We start from the raw sequence: 16,949 nt of genomic DNA on the forward strand, positions 1-16,949 counted from the left end.
ACCAGCCACACCGCCGGAATCTTACCCCTCGATAACAGACCCAGCAAGGCAAAACTCGGTTGTATAAGGGGTTAGATACCGGGGATGGTCGTGGAAGGAAAAAAGGGGGCGGAGTTTGAAGTTTTCAGTGTTCAGTTTTCAGTATGTTGGTAACCAGCGTGTCCTCATCCAGGAACTGAAAACTGAACACTGAAAACTTCAAGCTCCCTCAGGACCTTGGGATCAACCCGGTTAAATGGCAGAATGGGCAGGATATGAAACTCCCGTTTACACCGGCGGTGGAGCGAGCACTCGATTTAGCGGCGGAATGGTCGTCGGGCGATGCGCTCTCGCCGATCGACGTGCCGGAAATCTTGCTGGCGCTGCTAGCGGAGCCGGAACTATTGGCGTCGCGGCTGCTGCTCGAGGTTGGCATCGATGGAAACCGCGTGCTGGAGCGCTGGCCGACGCTGACTCGAACACCGGAGAACGCCAAGTATCGACGAGGACAATTCGAGCCGACGTTGCGAGAAGCGATGCAGCATATCAAATCCTTTCTCCCGGACTTGGGCGAGATCGAGATTGGCACGCAGCATCTGTTGTGGGCCTGTGGAATGAGCGAACACGACGCGGGGAACTGGATGCGGGAGCGGGGCATCCGTGTCGAGAATGTAGTGGAGATTCGCGACGATTCTCCGTTGCAGTTTCCGTTCGAGGATTTGGACGACGATGATGATGAAGATGAGGACGAGGAGCCCACGCCTCCGGCCATCGTGCGCGACGAACCCGAGAACGCCGTCGCCGTTTGGCGGACACTCGATGCCGCCGGCAATCGCGCTCGTGAGGGGCTGCGTGTCGCCGAAGACTATGTGCGCTTTAGCTTGGACGATCGGCATCTCACCGAACAATTGAAATCCCTGCGGCACGATCTGAGCGCGGCGCTGGAACAGTTGCCGGCGGCCGAACGGTTGAGCGCCCGTGATACGCCCGCTGACGTGGGGACGTCGATCACGCTGGAGTCCGAGAGCCATCGAACAGGACCGGCGAGCGTCGCGACGGCGAGCTTGAAACGGACTGGCGAAGCGCTCCGCAGCTTGGAAGAGTTCGGCAAGGTGGTCGACGCCGCGTTTGCGGTGCGCATCGAGTCGCTGCGCTATCGGCTCTACACACTGGAAAAGGCCATCGGCATCACGGCGGACAGTAAGGTGCGCCTGGCGCACGCGAAGTTGTACGTCTTGCTTGACGGTCGCGAATCCTTGGCAGCGTTTACTGCGTTCGCCGGCGAATTGATCGCCGCGGGCGTGCATGTCATTCAATTGCGCGACAAGAAGTTGGCAGATCGAGAGCTCCTGGAGCGCGCTCGCGCGCTCCAGGAGCTGACGGCCAACTCGCACACGTTATTCATTTTGAACGACCGCCCCGACCTGGCGGTCTTAGCAGAGGCCGACGGCGTCCACGTCGGCCAGGAAGAGTTGAGCGTCAAGGACGCGCGGCGCATCGTCGGGCCAACGATGCTCGTTGGCGTGTCGACGCATTCCCTGGACCAGGCCCGCCAGGCCGTCCTCGACGGAGCGAGCTACATCGGCGTCGGGCCGACGTTCCCGTCGCAAACCAAGCAATTCGCAGAGTTCACCGGCGTGGAACTCCTCCGCTCGGTAGCCGAAAACATCCGCCTACCAGCGTTCGCCATCGGCGGCATTACGCTGGAGCGACTGGACGCCGTGCTAGCCACCGGCATCCAGCGTGTGGCGGTCAGCGCGGCGATAACGCAGTCAAAAAAGCCGACTAAAGTGGCGGCCGCGTTTTTGACTCAACTCAACTGCGCTAGCACTTCGCCCCAACGGGGCGAAAGATAATAGCCAGCGGTGCAAACCGCTGGAATGCAACGCACGCATACCATGAGCCCCACCGGGGCGACACTTTGCTGCTACGGCGGGTAAGAAATGTGTCGCCCCGCTGGGGCTATGGCGAATTGTGTGCGTCGCTTTCCAGCGGTTTGCACCGCTGGCTATTGCCTGTCGTCCTTGCGGGGCTTCCGAATGACTGCCGCCGCTGCCGGGGCTAGTCCGCTGACGCGTCACCATACGAACGATCCCGTTCCTCGAGCCCGTCGTAGTCGAGCAAGTCGTACAGCTCTTCGCGGGTTTGCATCAAGTCCAGCAATTCGCGCTGGCTGCCGTCGGCGGCGATCGTATCGAGCGCCGCTTCGACCGCTTTCATCGCCACGCGCATCAGCGAGACCGGGTACAGCACCGCGGCGTAACCCAGGTCGGCCAGTTCTTCCAGCGTCAACAGCGGGCTGCGGCCGAACTCGGTCATGTTGGCCACGAGCGGCGCGTCGATCTCGCGCGCGAAGCGCTCGAATTCATCCTTCGTCGCCAGCGCCTCGGGAAAAATCCAATCCGCGCCGGCTTCCAGATACTCCCGCGCGCGGGCCAACGCGGCGTCGAGACCGTCCACGCCCCGGGCATCGGTGCGGGCGATGATCACCGTGTCTTCGTCGTACCGCGCGGCGCTGGCGGCGCGGAGTTTAGTACACATCTCCTCGACCGTGACCAGCGTTTTGCCGGACAAGTGCCCGCAGCGCTTGGGCAAACGCTGGTCTTCGAGTTGAATCCCGGCCGCGCCGGCCGCTTCCAGTTCGCGGATGGTGCGCTCGACATTGATGGCCTCGCCAAAACCCGTGTCGGCGTCGACGATCAACGGGATATCCGTGGCGTCGCACAAGCGCCGGGTTTGCTCGACCAGTTCCGTGAGCGTGAACAACCCCACGTCCGGGAGCGCAAGTTGTCCGGCGGAGAATGCAGCCCCCGAGAGGTACATCGCGTCGAATCCGGCGGCCTCGATCATCTTGGCCACCAGCGCGTTAAACGCGCCGGGAATCTGGACCGTCGACTCCCGCGCCAACTCGCGCAACATGTGACCAGCGGAATCTTGTGCCACGGGGGCGACCTCTCAAAGGAACCCGAAATCGAAGCGGACCATTGTCACACCAACCCGAAGCGCCAGCGAGGGGGAATCCAGCAGAGTCGCCTCTCTCTTAGCCTGGCTGGCCTGGGCGGGTTGGGCTGACTACGCTACAAGGCCGCTCATGGAACCGCTTATGTCCACGCCAGTAGCCAACGCCTCGCTCGATCTCGCTCCGGCCCCGCGCCGTCAGATTTGGCTGGAGATTGCGCTCATCCTGCTGGTGTTCTATCTCAATTCCGGCTGGCAAGTTCCGGACAACAACGAGGCCCATTATCTCGGCAAGGCCCGGCATTACTGGGATCCGACTTTTTGCGCCGGCGACGCCTTTTTCGAGTCGGCCCATACCCATCAGGTATTTTATGCGCTGCTAGGTTGGTGGACGCTCTACCTGCCCCTTCCGGCCGTGGCTTGGATCGGACGCTTGTTGACCTGGGGGCTGATGGCCGTCGGGTGGCAGCGATTGAGTTGGCGACTCGTGGCGCGGCCGTGGTGGTCGGTGTTTTCCGCCGCGTTGATGATCGCCTTACAGGAACGTTGCCAGGTGGCCGGCGAATGGCTGGTCGGCGGCTTCGAAGCCAAAGGGATCGCCTACGCCCTCGTCTTCTTCGGACTCGACGCCGCAATGGCCGGCAAATGGCGCGCGGTCTGGCTCTGGCTCGGCGCAGCCTCTGCCTGGCATGTGCTCGTCGGCGGCTGGTCGGTCCTCGCCTTGCTGCCGGCGTGGTGGCTGGAATATCGCGCCGGCAAGGCCCCAGGCATTCGCGCCTTGATGGCGCCGCTCGCGATTGGTGGCCTTTTGGCATTGCCGGCGCTCATCCCGGCGCTCGAATTGACGATGGGCGCCGCGCCGGAAATCGTTGACGAAGCGAATCGCATCTACGTCTTTGAACGACTGCCACATCACCTCAGTCCGGCCACGTTTCCGCCGCGCGGCGTGGCGATCTTGGGCCTGCTGCTCCTGGCGACCGGCGTGATCAGCCGCGCGATGCCCGCCTCCGTAGCGACGCGCACGCTGTGGCGGTTCGCGCTCGCGTCCGCGGCAATTTGGGTGACAGGTTGGTTGATTGCGAAGCTGGGCGGCTTCACGCCGGATCGCGGTGCGTGGCTGCTCAAGTATTACTGGTTCCGCCTGGCCGATGTGGCGATTCCCATCGGCGGCGCGTTGGCGGCCATCGGCTATCTGAACTATGCATTGCGCTCTTCGCCGAATTGGGGCCGGGCCTGGCTGACAGCAGCGGCCTGCTACGCGGCGTTTCATGTCGCCGATTTCGGGATTCAAACGCACACGCTGGGATATCCCCGAGCAGATCGCCCCGGCAAAGTCCTCGACGCCGAGGCCTGGCGGGAAGTCTGCGAGTGGATCGCCGAGAACACGCCCCGCGACGCCAAATTCATCACGCCGCGGCAGAATCAATCGTTCAAGTGGTACGCGGAACGGCCAGAAGTGGTGACGTGGAAGGATGTCCCGCAGGACGCGAGGTCAATTGTACGGTGGAATGAATTGCTCACCGAAGTCTACGGCCATCCCGACGACACTTGGAGCTGGGATGCAATGATGCTCCTCATGGACTGGGAGGAACTTTGCGCCTTTGGTAAGCGATTGAATGCCGACTACCTCATCCTGGAAAGCGATGGCGCGTACGTGCTTCGCTACAAGGGCGTCCACGATTCTCGTATTGTCCTTGGCGAAGAATACGTCGATACTCAGGGCGTTTACTTCGTGTACAAATTATCACCGGAAAGCGTATTGCGCCGATTGCCGCCCGGGCCGCCCTCAGAATGAGATGGCGATCCGATCCACGTGCAACTAATTCTAGGAACCGACCCGATGCATGGAAGCAACGCTGGTCTTTGGTCGACCATTCCTCGGCACTACAACCTGGGCGTCGATTTGACGCGCCGCCACGTCGATTTCGGCCACGGCGATCGTACCTGCCTGATCTGGGAAAACTCCGCCGGCGCGAACCGGACGTTGACCTACGGCGACATGGACGTGCTGAGCAATCGCTGTGCGGCGATGCTCGCGCGGCTGGGCGTGAAGCGCGGTGATCGCGTCCTGTTGCGGCTGCCGAACTTGCCCGAATTCTATATCGCGGCGCTCGGAGTCGCCAAACTCGGCGGCGTGTTTATTCCGACCAGCACGCAGTTCCGCGCGAATGAAATCGAATACCGGCTGCGCGATTCCGGCGCCGTCGTGGCGATCACCACGGACAAGCTGGTGGACGAGTTGGACATCGCGCGCAGCGCCAGCCCCGATTTGCGCGACGTGCTGATCGTATCGACCGATGGCGTGACTATCGGCGGCCCGCATCGCGACTTTTGGCGCGAGGTCAACCAGTCGCCCGCGGAGTTCACCGCCGCGGATACGCTGGCCGACGACATCGCATTCATCGCTTACACCTCCGGCACGACCGGCGAACCAAAGGGCGTAGTTCACGCCCATCGGTATGCGGCCGCGTACGATTACTTGATTCGCGATTGGCATGATTACCGCGCAGGCGACGTCTGCGCCTGCCCGGCCGAGCTAGGCTGGCTGCTGCCGGTCGCTTCGACGTTTCTCTACGCGATGCGCGCTGGGATTGCGTCGATGCTTTATCACCCGGTCGACGGCCGCTTCCGCGCCGAGGCCTGGTTCCAGTTGATCGCCAAGTATGGCATCACCAACTTCGTCGGTACGCCGACGATCTACCGTATGCTGATCGCCTCGCCGGAAATCGGCGCGGCGCAGTTGAGTTCCTTGCGACACGGCGTCAGCGCCGGCGAGCCCTTGCCGCCGGATACGATCCAGGCCGCCAAACGCCACCTGGGCTTCGAGCCGCTCGACGGCATCGGCATGAGCGAGTGCATGGTGTATTGCTACAACCGTGTCTCCGAGCAACTTCAGCACGGCAGTTGCGGCCGACCGGCGCCACAAGTGCCCATGCGACTGGTCGACGACGCCCTGCGCGACGTCGCTCCGGGCGAGCCCGGCGTGCTTTGTGTTCGCCGCGCCGACCATCCCGGCATGATGCATGGATATTGGAACAAGCCGGAGCAAACCGCGGAAATCTTTCGCGGCGAATGGTATTATTCGGGCGACGTGCTCGTGCAGGACGCTGCCGGCAACTACTGGTTCCAGGGCCGCGCGGACGACGTGATCAAGGCCAGCGGGTATCGCATCTCGCCGTTCGAGCTGGAAAGCTGTCTCGCCGCCCATCCATGCGTCCATGAAGCCGCGGTGGTCGGCGCGCCGGACGAACTGCGCGGGACAGTGGTGAAAGCCTTCATCGTGCTCAGGCCCGGCGCGGAAGCGAGCGTCGCGCTGATCCGCGAGTTGCAGGACTGGGTCAAACAGAACTCGGCCGGGTATAAATACCCAAGGCAGGTCGAATTCGTGCTCGAACTGCCCAAGACAACAAGCGGCAAGATCAAGCGCCGATTATTGCGCAGCGAATCGCGTCATGCGGCCTGAGCTGTTTATCGATCGCTGGCGAGTGCGGCTCGCGCACCCCTTACCGGGCCGCGCGGCGCAGTCGCAGCTGGCGCCGGACCTAAGCTACGGCCGCCATTCCGATCCGCCCGCTTGGAACGCACGCCCGGCCGCCGTGATCGCGCTCTTTTATCGCCATGGCAAGCAGTGGCGTCTGCCGCTCACGGTACGTCCCGCGCACTTGAGCGCGCACGCCGGCCAGATCTGCCTCCCCGGCGGCGCGATCCAAGACGACGAGTCGATCGAGCAAGCCGCGCTGCGTGAGCTGCAGGAGGAGATCGGCATCCCGCCGGATGGCGTGCAACTGCTGGGACGGTTGTCGCCGATCAACCTGTTCGTCAGCAACTTCAGCGTCGCGCCGTGCGTGGCGGTGACCGAATCGGCGCCGCAATTCGTACTGGACCCGAGCGAAGTCAACGAAGTCATTGAACTACCCTTGGAACGGCTGCTCGAACCAGCCGCTCGAGGCCACGATCGCATACCCGGCCGTGCGATTCCGCTCTCTGCGCCCTACTACGAATACCAAGGGCACCGCATCTGGGGCGCCACCGCGATGATGCTCAGCGAATTGGCAGTGCTCTGGCAAGAACTCTGTTGATTTGCAATCAGCCAGCCGCCTGGCGAACCAAAAGCTTGACGCCGGCGTGCGGTAGCTTTCATACTGGAGAGCGCAACGACCTCATCTGCATCTCTGTCTCGTCGGCGAAGGACCGTTCCGATGCGCTGCCCACTCATCTGCCTTGCAATTCTAACCGTTCTCGCGGGCGTCGGCCGAGCCAGTTCGATCCCTAGTATTTACTGGAGCGAATCCGGCGGCATCGCTCGGGCGAACATCGATGGCGGAGGGGCGGTCGCGCTGACGCCCGGTTTCGTGATCGGCGGACTGGCGCTAGATCGCGCTCGCGACCAATTGTTCTTCACCGATATCGTGCCGAGTGTGCCGATCGGCCCCTCCGGAATCGTGAACCGCGGAACTGCAGACGGCGCGGGCGTTGCGCCGATTTTGCGGCAATTGCCCGCGCCCTTGGCGCTCGCGCTCGATCGTAACGCCGGGCAGGTGATTTGGTCCGATGCCGAGCTGCATTCCATTTCGATCGCCGGGTACGACGGAGCGCATTCCAAAACAATTCTCGAGCCGGAGCCGTCGATTGCCAATATCAACGGGCTGGCTTTCGACCCCTGGGAACGCAAACTCTATTTCAGCTACATCAATCCGCTGGTTGACAATCTTCGCCCCGGCGGTATCGCGCGCATGAACCTGGACGGTAGCGATCACGAGAACGTCGTGAGCGGGCTCGTTTCCCCGCAGGGCCTGGCCGTAGACCACGTGCGCGGTTTTGTTTACTGGGCCGACCCGGAGTTTGGCAAGGGACTTATTGGTCGGGCGGGGCTCGACGGCAGCGACCCGATGAAATGGACGGGCGGGCTCGGCAGCCCGCAGGGCGTGGCCGTCGATCCCTATACGAATCAAATCTATTGGACCGACTCGGCGACCGGTAAGATCCAAACCGGCACGCCGTTCGTGCCGGCGATCGATCTCGTCACGGATCGCGATCAGCCGAACGCGATTGGCCTGCTGATTCATTCCGGCCTGGACGGCGACACGAACGACGACGGCCAGGTGGATCTATTCGACCTCAATGATGTGCGCAACCATTTCGGCCGCACACCTGGCCCCGGCCCCGGCGACGCCGACCTGGATGGCGACGTGGATATTCAAGACTTGAACGCGGTGCGCAACAACTATGGTTCGCGGTTCACCGCACCGGCTGAATCGAATGGGGTGCCCGAGCCGAGTTCCGCATTGCTGGCGGCGGCCGGTATATTGGCCGTGGGCGTGCTTGCCCGGAAAAGAAAATCGCCAACCTTGGTCCGGCGATGACCATGGTTGGCGAAGCGTTGATTTCGATGCCGGCGCGATCACCAGCTTACGGGCCGATGCTGCCCGGGTTGCTGGCCAGGAAGTCACGCGGGCCGCGCGTGGTATAATAGGGGTAGGCGACCTGACCTGTGGGCGGTCCGCCGGCGTACATGGCGTTCGCTTCGGCGCCCGCGACGTCGCAGCCAGGGGGCAAATGACGACCACCGCCCGCCAGTCCGCCTCCTCCACCGCCGCCGCAACTCGCACAGCCGCCGCCATTGCCACCACAACTGGAGCAGCCAGCGCCACCACCGCCGCCGCCATAGGTGCAGCCAGCGTTGCGGCAGCAGAAAATGCGATCCAATAAGCAGCAACCGCTAGTCGAGGTCAACACGCTGGCAAGCGCGGCGACCAGAACAAGACGTTTCATGTCCAGAAATCCTTTCCGCTGGGTCGAACGGCAAAGCCTCTAGAGGGACTTATCGTCCGCCGATTCCTTACAATCCAATAAATCGGTACGACCGCCGCGACCCCTTGCGACCGGATAACCGAGCGACTTTTCCGCTTCCTTACTACCGCCGCACACGTTCGAGTTCATCGCCGCATATGGTTGCCACGCTGGAGTTTATCGAGGGGATCCTCGTCACGTATGCCAAGGCCACGGACGCCAATCGCACCACCCCCTGGCGGCGGGGCAACGTCATCGAGTTGAGCGCCGAATCCGGCGCCGACGTGATGATTACCGCCGATTTGCACGGCCATCGCAGGAACTTCAACGCCATCCGCCGCATCGCGGATTTGGCCAACAACCCGGGCCGGCACCTGGTGATGCAGGAAGTCTGCCACGGCGGGCCGACCTATCCCACGAACGGCGGCTGCATGTCGCACGCCATGCTGGAGGACGTCGCCAAGCTCAAGGCGACGTTCCCCGAACGGGTCCACTTCCTGCTTTCCAATCACGAGATGGCGGAAGTCACCGATTTTCCGATTCTCAAATCGAAGAAGATGCTCAACCTGCTGTTCCGAATGGGACTGCAGGAAGTCTACGGTCCGGCCTTCGAGCGCGTGCGTAAGGCGCTCGTCGAGTTCATCGAAAGCTGTCCGGTCGCGGTGCATCTACCCGGCGACGTCTGGGTCACGCACAGCGCCCCGGAGCGTTGCCAGATGGAAGGCTTCGATCGCGGCGTGCTGGAACGCCCGCTGGACTACGCGGACTATCAGGAAGACGCCGACCTGTTTCGCATGCTCTGGGGGCGCGACCATCGCGCCGAAAATGCGCAAGCATTCGCCGACGCGCTCGGCGCCAAGGTGCTGATCCACGGACACGAACCCTGCTGCGAAGGTTTCGCGGTGCCTAACCCAGTGCAGGTCATCATCGACTGCTGCCACGACAAGGGCCGATACATGATCCTGCCGTTGGATCGAGCACTCACGCAAAAAGAAATCGTGGAGCGCATCCAACCACTGGCAGGATGAGCAACAACTCGGAACGCGAAAGTGGGAAGTCGGAAGTGAATTGTGGGCAAAGCGACGAGTGACTGAGCCGACTGGTCGAATACTTCCGAGTTCATCGTTCCGACTTCTGAGTTTCCCACCATGTCCTTCATCCCCGAGCCGGATCCGCCCCCGTTGATCCCGCCGAACTGGCGGCCGCGGTTCACGATCAAGCGCATCTTCGCACTGACCACGGTCTGTTGCGTGCTGTTCGCGATCTGGCAAGGACTCCTCCGCGGCGTGAATGCCGCGAACGTCACCTCCGCGATGGAAGCCAAATTCTGGGTCGTGATCCTCGTCACGCTCCCGATGCTCCTGATGATCATCGCCGGCCTGATCGAGCCCTGCCGACGACTTTACGCCAGGCTGCGCCGCCGATAGCGAACGTCTCAATTGTCCCACTGTCTGTAGCCGAGGTCTGTGACCTCGGAGGTTGGACGAGGCAAAGGTTCACGCGCGGACTTTAATGCAGAACTTGCACCACGAAAGGCACGAAAAGCACGAACGAGTTTTTCGGAGCCTTGCGCGCATCGCGCGTTATTGAACTGTGCCACGCCTAAAAATGTTCGTGTATTTCGTGCCTTTCGTGGTTCAAGATTGCTAAGTCCAACGCACCGAGGTCACAGACCTCGGCTACAGAAGAGCGCCGCGCTTATGTCGTCCGTTCGAACACCTTCCCATAGGCGCTTTGCAACGAAGCAATGCCGCGGCGCAGAACGTGCATTTCGTTGCCGATCGTCGGCATCCGGCAGCCGAGCTCCACGGCGCGTTCGGCGAACGGGCCGTCCGGGGCAACGCAGCCCCAGTGCTTGCCGTGCTTTTTGCACGCCTTCGCCACGCGGTCGATCGCTTCCCAGAGTTTGTCGTGGTGAAACTGTCCGACGACGCCGAGCACCAGTGATAGATCCGCCGGGCCGATGAATAACAGATCGACGCCTTCGATGGCGGCGATCGCGTCGGCGTCTTCCAGCGCGCCGAGCGTTTCGATCTGGATGGCCACGAACACGTCGCGATTCGCGTCCTCGGCGAACTTCGCCAGCGGCTTGTGCGTGTAGTCCGCGTCGCGCCCGCCCATGTTCAGGCCGCGCACGCCCTGCGGCGCGAAGCGGCACCAGGAGTTGAACTCCCGCGCATGATCCGCCGAGCGAATCTGCGCCCCCATCACGCCGCCGGCGCCGGCCTCCAGGCATTGTGTCACCTGCCAGTACCCGGTCGGCGGCATCCGCACGAACGAGTCCATCCCATTCGCCCGGGCCGTGATCGCGGCCATGGTGATCTGTTAGGTGGAGATGAACGAATGCTCCAGATCGAACCAAAATCCATGGTACCCGCCCGCCAGGCCGAACATCTCCACGATCACAGGATGCATCACGCGCCCGAGCGCGAAGACGCGGATCAGATCGGGGCCGGCCAGGAGTTGCTTGAAGGAGGGCATGGCTGGAGTTTGAAGTTTGAAGTGTTCAGTTTTCAGTTTTCAGTGGCGTATTGTGGCACTTCCGACACGTGTCGAACAGTGTTCCATGCGCTTGGGCGGCCTGTGCTAAGGAGTATTCCGTCGCTACTCTTGCACGCGCTATCGCCCCCAGTTGTGCCGCGAAAGTGGGCTCGCAAAGTAGTCGAAGCACGGTTCCGGCCAGCACGCCGGCGTCATCGACCGGAACGAGCAGGCCGTGCCGGTCAGACGTGATCAACGTTTCGTTGCCCGGTATTTGCGTTGCGACGACGGGTAATCCGGCAGACATTGCTTCAAGTAACGAAATCGACATTCCCTCTTCGCGAGAAGGGAGCACGAACAAGTCGGCAGCCTGGAGCAAATCGTCGACCTGATCGAACGGTCCGGCGATGACGGCGCGACCCTGGAGGCCGAGCGCGTCAATTTGCTGATGTAACTCGGCCTTGGCGGGGCCTTCGCCGATCAACCAGAGCCGCGCGTCGGGGCGGCTCGCGTTGATCGCGTCCCAAGCCGCGACGAGCGTCGACAATCCCTTCGCCGGATGCAGGCGGCCCGTGTAGAGCACGACTGGCGCATCGGGCCCTACAGCGAGCGACGGTTCCGCCTCGGCAAGCGCAGCGCGGATTTCTCGTTTGGCCGATTCGTTCCGTATGGGACGAAGGCTCACGCCGTTCGGTAAGTAGTGAATCCGATCGCGCGCGTAGCCGGCGGCGACCAGTTCTTCTTCGATCGTCCGGCTGGGGGCGATGAAGGCGTCGGCGCGCAGGCAGCGTTCCTTGATCTTGCGGCCGAAGTTGGCGTCGAGTTGCCAGAAACAGTCCCCGGTGACGCCGGCGCCTTCGGCGCGCAGGACGACGGGAAATCGCAATTGCTTCGCCACGCCGATGGTGGCATAAGCGTCGTGCTTGAGCATCGAAACGTAAGCGAGATCGTACTCCTGGCGATGTTCCGTCAACCATTGCGCCAGGCCGCGCTGATAGCGCCAGGTGCCATAGAATCGCAGGCTCGGCTGCGGGATGCGGACTACGCGCACGCCATGATGCTTGATCTCGCGCGGCCAATTGCTTTCCCACTGCGCGGTGAGTACCGTGCAATGCGCGCCTTGGCGCTGGAATTCGGCCGCCAGATTGGCGACGACGGTCTCCGCGCCGCCGACCAACGGCCAGAATCGCCGCGAGATCATCACTATCCGCGGCGGCGTCACGGGCGCTGATCCCTGTGCAGGTCCGCGTCTTCCAACTCCGCCACGTGCGGCAGATTGCGGTAGGCGTCGAGGTAGTCCATGCCGTAGCCGACGACGAAACGGTCGGGGATCTCGAAGCCAACGAACTCGGGCCGGTAAGTCACCTCCACGCGCGCCGGCTTGCTGAGCAACACGCAGCTTCGCACGCTGCGCGCGCCCAACTCGGAAATGCGCTGGACCAGCGCGGTCAGCGTGCGGCCGGTGTCGAAGATGTCGTCGACCAGTAGCACGTCGCGATCCTGAACTTCCGGCACCAGTTCGCTGTGGATCGCCAGTTCGCCGGGACGTGTGTCGCCGCCGCGGTAGCTTCGCGCTTGAATCACGCCGACCCGGAGCGGCAAATCGACCCGCCGCATCAAGTCCGCTAGAAACGCCACGCTGCCGGTCATGACGCCGATCATCGTCAGCGGGCGTCCGCGATAGCTGGACGTAATTTCAGCCGCCAATCGTGCGACACCCGACAGTACTTCAGATTCGGTGAGTAGCGGCTTCACTTCGGCTCTCTGCGCTACGGGCTAATGGGTGCGTACCGGAGCGCTTTGGCGGAAGCGAGGATCGTCGGCGAGATACTGTTCGACTCGCGGTTTATTCGCGAACGCGTCCGGCAGGAATTCGACAGCGCGTTTGATGAGCTTATCGTCTTGAGCGCAACTGAAACGCAGGAAGCCTGCGCCGGCCGCGCCGAAGCACTCGCCGCCGAGACAAGCCACGCCGAGTTTGTCGTCGGCCGCTTCCAGCAGATACATGGCCAGCCCGTGCGACGTGATATCGAGCCGTTCGCAGATCTTCGAGACGTTCGGGAAGACATAAAACGTCCCGCCGGGCATCGAACAACTCACGTCGTCGATCCCGTCGAGCGCGGTGGACAGAAGTTTCACTTTGTTGCGAAACTTCAGCATCGTCTTGTCGCGCTCTTCGTGATCTTCCCGCAGCGCGGCCACGGCCGCCCATTGGGAGATCGGCGAGACGCACGAGAGCGCGGTGTTCGTCAGCTTGCCGAGCGCCGCGACGACTTCGGGTTCCGCCGCCGCGAAGCCGATCCGCCAGCCGCTCATGCTGTACGACTTACTGAGCGTATAAGCGGCAACGGTTTGCTCCAGCATGCCGGGATGTTCGAGTATGGAACGATGCGGGCCATTCCAGACCATCTGGTCGTAGGGCTCGTCGGAGAAGATCATCACGTCGAGACCGCGCACCAGGTCAGCGATCAGGCAGAGATCTTCCGCGTGGGCGACGCCGCCCGTGGGGTTGTGCGGACTGTTCAGGAAGATGGCCCGCGGGCGCTGCTCCTCCCTTAAGAAGCGCTGCACGTCGTTGGGATCGGGACGAAACTGGCGATCCTCTCGCAGGGGTGCGAACCACATCCGGCCATTGCGTCGCAGGATATTGGCCGTGTAGGTGGGAAAATGCGGGCTGAAGACCAGCACGCTATCGCCAGCATCGATGAACGCCTCGCAAAACAATTGCTCGAACGTCTTCGCGCCCGGGCCGACGATGATGTTCTCGGCCCGCAGATCAAGGCCGTGCGATTCGCTCAGGTAATCGGCCGCCGCGCGACGCAGTTCGGGAAGGCCGAGCGACGGGCAGTAGCGCGTCTCATTCCGCTTGATCGCCGCCGCGCCGGCCTTCTTCGCCGCCGCGGTCGATGGAAACGGGCTATCGCCGATTTCCAACTCGATGACTTCTTTCCCGGCGGCCGTCAATTCGCGCGCCCGGGCCAACACTTCGAATGCGATCTCGGGCTCGATCGCATCAACCAATCGGCTAAAGCGCGGCATAGGGGGGCGTCTTGGATGGTTTAGCGAAGGGCCAGAGGGGAATGACGAATGTCGAAATCCGAATGACGAATGAAATCCGAATGTCTGAATGACGAATGGGGAAGAATTCCAGGGCTGCGCTCACGTTTGGACATGCGTCATTTGAGCATTCGGCATTCATTCGTCATTCGGATTTCGACATTCGTCATTCCCAGCTCTATCGCAGCGCCGCGAGTGGATGCAGGACTTGTTCGACGACGTATTTATCCACCAGGTCCTCGCAGATGCCGGCGAGCTCTTTGAGGGCGTCGACGAACGTCGTTTTGGGGCCCAGGCTGCCGTATTGCCGCGCGGTGAAATAGACGCTGAGCTGTTCTTCCGGGTATTCGCCGGTGCGGATCTGGTAGGCGTTCGTCCGCGACTCGATGCTCAGGCGGCACTGGGTCCGGCAGTCCTCGTCCAGCGAGAGGGTGATGTTTGGCTCGTAGCTCACCACGCCGGTGCCGGGCATCTCGAAGAGGCGCTCCAGGGCCGGGCTGACTCCCAGGGCCTCGGCCACCAGTTGGTTGTGGTTGCCGCGGTAGGTGAAATCGAACCCGAACAGCAGGTCCATGGCCTCGCAGTCCAAGGGGCTGAGCGAAAGCATGTAGGGGGCCAGGTCGAGCACCAGGCGGTGCTGCTCCAGGGCCATCTCGACGCTGTCTGGGTTCACCTGGCCAGAGCAGAGCCGGCGCTGTTCGATCGTACACCAGCGATACTGGCCGCGGTCTTTGTCCTCTTCCAGGACGAAATCCCCCTTTTCGCGGCAGTAGAAGTTCCGCATGGTGGGGTACGTCTTCTGCACCCGCTCGAAGTATTGCAGCACCGTCTCACGGTTGGTGGGCAGTTCCATCTCCGTGCTGAGATTCAGGTTCACGTAGAAATCATCACAGAGCGAACCGTATTTATTCATCAGGATTCCCTTTTTCGCCCCGGCCCCGGCGCAGCCGCCCCAGGGACAGGCCCATTCCGTAAACGCCGATCCATCGAAAGTATAGGCTGGCGGGGAAAGAACTGTCAAAAGCGGGGGAAACGGGCGATGTGGTTCACTTTCAGATCGCCGCCTGGAGTAGCCGTCGCAGTTCCGCCAACCAGGTTCGACGCCGATCACGCCCCGGCCCCAGCGGCGTAAACCTCGCCCGCGCCGGTGTCCGAAAGTCCTGGAGTGTCGCATCGTCGCTGCGGCGTCAATTCACGGCACTCGCAAAGCGGAAGAGCGAGTTGGCCGCTATGCTGGACCGCCTGCTGAACGCCTATCTCGCAGGCGACGTGGAAGAGGCCATCTACAAGTCCAAGTCGAGCGAACTGAAGTCGGAAGCGAACAAAACAGACGAATCGCTTGCTGCGCTCGGCGACGTAGACCCGGCGCGGGACAAGGTGGCCGTGGCGATCTTCGACTTCGCCCAAAACGCCGCGGAAACGTGGCGGCGTTCAAACAACGCCGTGCGACGCGAGATCTTAGATTTGGTGTGTTTGAACCGTACTTTAGGCGACGTAAACCTATACACCACAAAGAGAAAGCCGTTCGACGTTTTCGCCGAACGGCTTGTTCTTAACGATAGTCGGGGCGACTGTCCTTCGTTTGAACCGATTCTAGCCGCCTTCGTCGACATCGCAACGGTTCCTCCTGCAGAAATCCATGCAGCGTTTCGACTTACGTCAATCCCCGCTTGAGGAAGCATCTGGATTTTGTGAATCCCGGAGCCGATAGCTTCCGCTGCGCGACGATCCCGCGAACTCGATTTTTCCCTCATTCGCCAGCGACTTCAAGTCGCGCTTCGCGGATTTCAGCGAACAGCCGAGCTCTTTCGCAATGTCCGGTGCGCGTAATTCCCGTCTGAGGGCAAGTTGTTGAAGAATCCAGTTGTGCCGGGCTTCTCGATTAGGGCCATTAGGGTCACGCCAACGCGGGCGATCAGGGTCATTAGGGTCACTTCCATCGGGGTCACCGGCGAGATTTTTTTCGCGTTTGCCCCCGCCTGCATCCGCTAGCGACTGGCCAAACGCAATTCGGACCCTTAATTTTGCGCTAAGCTGATAGCCCCTGTTCGTCCGCGCAATGACGTCCTCTCGCTCACACCGAATGCCTTGCGGCGCTAGAGCCGTTGTAATCCGAGTCCGGATGTTTCGGACCAGACCGATGACTCCCGGAGCACCTTTGTCTAGCTTGAGCAATTCCGCAAGTTCTTCTGACCCAACGGCGATATATGTGCCATTCGTTTGGGTGGCGAGAAGCTCTAGAGCTTTGCGAGCGGACGCAGAGCGGCTACCGCTACATATGTCGACGTTACATAGTTCAACGCGATCTTCAAGAAATACCATCTCGCCGCCACTAAACGGTCGGAGCGCCGCCGCCAGCGGTTCTGCCCTTGGTTCGTCGACTGGAATTTCGGACGTTGGCTCGCCATCCGTCAACTGTCGATTGGTGGACAACTCAACTGTCTCAAGTTGATTCTCCTTCCGATCATGCTCCAAGGAATGCTGTTGCCTAGTCCGATTACGTTCGCCGATCCATGCCACCATCGAATGCACAGCCGCGAGGATATCGCTCAGATTACTTGCCCCGATGTCGGACTCGGCAAGCTCTCTTGCAACTCGCGAGTGAAATGGCGCGTCCAGTTCTGTTGCACTGTTGAACTGCTGCAGATACCAGCAACCGTCGACTTCCAAACGCTTGCCTTCGC

The 16,949-nt window shown here is 61.8% G+C and carries 17 protein-coding genes; 8 read left to right on the forward strand and 9 right to left on the reverse strand.

Annotated elements, in window-relative coordinates; translation table 11 throughout:
• The first annotated feature begins 254 nt into the window (after positions 1-254).
• On the forward strand, positions 255-1,835 hold the full coding sequence (locus SGJ19_17270; GenBank protein MDZ4782001.1) for a thiamine phosphate synthase: 1,581 nt from the start codon (positions 255-257) through the stop codon (positions 1,833-1,835).
• A 205-nt stretch (positions 1,836-2,040) separates the two neighbouring features.
• Here SGJ19_17270 and prpB read toward each other — a convergent pair whose 3' ends face one another.
• Positions 2,041-2,922, reverse strand: a complete 882-nt coding sequence (gene prpB, locus SGJ19_17275) for a methylisocitrate lyase (protein ID MDZ4782002.1) — start codon at positions 2,920-2,922, stop codon at positions 2,041-2,043.
• A gap of 160 nt (positions 2,923-3,082) precedes the next feature.
• Here prpB and SGJ19_17280 point away from each other — a divergent pair, with 160 nt between their 5' ends.
• From SGJ19_17280 to SGJ19_17295, 4 genes are all read left to right on the forward strand, one after another.
• Positions 3,083-4,732, forward strand: a complete 1,650-nt coding sequence (locus SGJ19_17280) for a DUF6798 domain-containing protein (GenBank protein ID MDZ4782003.1) — start codon at positions 3,083-3,085, stop codon at positions 4,730-4,732.
• 45 nt (positions 4,733-4,777) lie between these two features.
• Positions 4,778-6,400 carry an acyl-CoA synthetase gene (locus tag SGJ19_17285; protein MDZ4782004.1) on the forward strand — a complete coding sequence of 541 codons (1,623 nt, stop codon included), beginning with the start codon at positions 4,778-4,780 and terminating at the stop codon, positions 6,398-6,400.
• Positions 6,390-7,016: a CoA pyrophosphatase gene (locus SGJ19_17290; protein ID MDZ4782005.1), complete on the forward strand. Its 627-nt coding sequence runs from the start codon at positions 6,390-6,392 to the stop codon at positions 7,014-7,016. The genes SGJ19_17285 and SGJ19_17290 overlap by 11 nt, the downstream gene beginning before the upstream one ends.
• Positions 7,017-7,136: 120 nt before the next feature.
• The gene (locus SGJ19_17295) at positions 7,137-8,300 is read left to right on the forward strand and encodes a hypothetical protein (GenBank protein MDZ4782006.1); all 1,164 of its coding nucleotides are present in this window, start codon (positions 7,137-7,139) and stop codon (positions 8,298-8,300) included.
• A gap of 46 nt (positions 8,301-8,346) precedes the next feature.
• On the opposite strand, the gene SGJ19_17300 is transcribed toward SGJ19_17295, so the two are convergent.
• Positions 8,347-8,709, reverse strand: a complete 363-nt coding sequence (locus SGJ19_17300; GenBank protein MDZ4782007.1) for a hypothetical protein — start codon at positions 8,707-8,709, stop codon at positions 8,347-8,349.
• 176 nt (positions 8,710-8,885) lie between these two features.
• On the opposite strand from SGJ19_17300, the gene SGJ19_17305 reads away from it, so the two are divergent.
• Both SGJ19_17305 and SGJ19_17310 read left to right on the forward strand, forming a co-directional pair.
• Positions 8,886-9,755 (forward strand): hypothetical protein, encoded by an 870-nt coding sequence (locus tag SGJ19_17305; protein MDZ4782008.1) that lies wholly within the window; start codon positions 8,886-8,888, stop codon positions 9,753-9,755.
• A gap of 120 nt (positions 9,756-9,875) precedes the next feature.
• Entirely contained in the window at positions 9,876-10,154 is a 279-nt protein-coding gene (locus SGJ19_17310) for a hypothetical protein (GenBank protein MDZ4782009.1), read from the forward strand.
• A gap of 271 nt (positions 10,155-10,425) precedes the next feature.
• Here SGJ19_17310 and SGJ19_17315 read toward each other — a convergent pair whose 3' ends face one another.
• From SGJ19_17315 to SGJ19_17340, 6 genes are all read right to left on the reverse strand, one after another.
• Entirely contained in the window at positions 10,426-11,043 is a 618-nt protein-coding gene (locus tag SGJ19_17315; GenBank protein ID MDZ4782010.1) for an aldolase/citrate lyase family protein, read from the reverse strand.
• 9 nt (positions 11,044-11,052) lie between these two features.
• The gene (locus SGJ19_17320; protein MDZ4782011.1) at positions 11,053-11,208 is read right to left on the reverse strand and encodes a hypothetical protein; all 156 of its coding nucleotides are present in this window, start codon (positions 11,206-11,208) and stop codon (positions 11,053-11,055) included.
• A gap of 25 nt (positions 11,209-11,233) precedes the next feature.
• A complete protein-coding gene (locus tag SGJ19_17325; protein MDZ4782012.1) occupies positions 11,234-12,430 on the reverse strand; it encodes a glycosyltransferase family 4 protein in 1,197 nt (398 codons plus the stop codon).
• A complete protein-coding gene (gene hpt, locus SGJ19_17330) occupies positions 12,427-12,963 on the reverse strand; it encodes a hypoxanthine phosphoribosyltransferase (protein MDZ4782013.1) in 537 nt (178 codons plus the stop codon). The genes SGJ19_17325 and hpt overlap by 4 nt, the downstream gene beginning before the upstream one ends.
• A gap of 21 nt (positions 12,964-12,984) precedes the next feature.
• Positions 12,985-14,247: an aminotransferase class I/II-fold pyridoxal phosphate-dependent enzyme gene (locus SGJ19_17335; GenBank protein ID MDZ4782014.1), complete on the reverse strand. Its 1,263-nt coding sequence runs from the start codon at positions 14,245-14,247 to the stop codon at positions 12,985-12,987.
• 196 nt (positions 14,248-14,443) lie between these two features.
• The gene (locus SGJ19_17340) at positions 14,444-15,178 is read right to left on the reverse strand and encodes a hypothetical protein (GenBank protein MDZ4782015.1); all 735 of its coding nucleotides are present in this window, start codon (positions 15,176-15,178) and stop codon (positions 14,444-14,446) included.
• Between the two features lie 317 nt (positions 15,179-15,495).
• Between SGJ19_17340 and SGJ19_17345 the strand changes: the two genes are divergently transcribed.
• Positions 15,496-15,939, forward strand: coding sequence for a hypothetical protein (locus SGJ19_17345; GenBank protein ID MDZ4782016.1), 444 nt, complete (start codon positions 15,496-15,498; stop codon positions 15,937-15,939).
• Here the strand turns inward: SGJ19_17345 and SGJ19_17350 are convergent.
• Positions 15,925-16,949 (reverse strand): hypothetical protein (locus SGJ19_17350; GenBank protein MDZ4782017.1); only part of this gene is annotated, 1,025 nt, incomplete at its 5' end. The two genes, SGJ19_17345 and SGJ19_17350, sit on opposite strands and share 15 nt — an antisense overlap.

The organism is Planctomycetia bacterium (assembly GCA_034440135.1).
Taxonomy (GTDB): Bacteria; Planctomycetota; Planctomycetia; order Pirellulales; family JALHLM01; genus JALHLM01.

Bases quoted from the DNA above. Each gene is read 5' to 3' on its own strand.
- SGJ19_17280 (MDZ4782003.1), top strand. From the start codon at position 3,083: ATGTCCACGCCAGTAGCCAACGCCTCGCTCGATCTCGCTCCGGCCCCG.
- SGJ19_17295 (MDZ4782006.1), top strand. From the start codon at position 7,137: ATGCGCTGCCCACTCATCTGCCTTGCAATTCTAACCGTTCTCGCGGGC.
- SGJ19_17315 (MDZ4782010.1), bottom strand. From the start codon at position 11,043: ATGGCCGCGATCACGGCCCGGGCGAATGGGATGGACTCGTTCGTGCGG.
- SGJ19_17345 (MDZ4782016.1), top strand. From the start codon at position 15,496: ATGCTGGACCGCCTGCTGAACGCCTATCTCGCAGGCGACGTGGAAGAG.
- SGJ19_17270 (MDZ4782001.1), top strand. From the start codon at position 255: ATGAAACTCCCGTTTACACCGGCGGTGGAGCGAGCACTCGATTTAGCG.
- SGJ19_17335 (MDZ4782014.1), bottom strand. From the start codon at position 14,247: ATGCCGCGCTTTAGCCGATTGGTTGATGCGATCGAGCCCGAGATCGCA.
- SGJ19_17310 (MDZ4782009.1), top strand. From the start codon at position 9,876: ATGTCCTTCATCCCCGAGCCGGATCCGCCCCCGTTGATCCCGCCGAAC.
- SGJ19_17290 (MDZ4782005.1), top strand. From the start codon at position 6,390: ATGCGGCCTGAGCTGTTTATCGATCGCTGGCGAGTGCGGCTCGCGCAC.
- SGJ19_17305 (MDZ4782008.1), top strand. From the start codon at position 8,886: ATGGTTGCCACGCTGGAGTTTATCGAGGGGATCCTCGTCACGTATGCC.
- SGJ19_17285 (MDZ4782004.1), top strand. From the start codon at position 4,778: ATGCATGGAAGCAACGCTGGTCTTTGGTCGACCATTCCTCGGCACTAC.
- SGJ19_17300 (MDZ4782007.1), bottom strand. From the start codon at position 8,709: ATGAAACGTCTTGTTCTGGTCGCCGCGCTTGCCAGCGTGTTGACCTCG.
- SGJ19_17320 (MDZ4782011.1), bottom strand. From the start codon at position 11,208: ATGCCCTCCTTCAAGCAACTCCTGGCCGGCCCCGATCTGATCCGCGTC.
- SGJ19_17340 (MDZ4782015.1), bottom strand. From the start codon at position 15,178: ATGAATAAATACGGTTCGCTCTGTGATGATTTCTACGTGAACCTGAAT.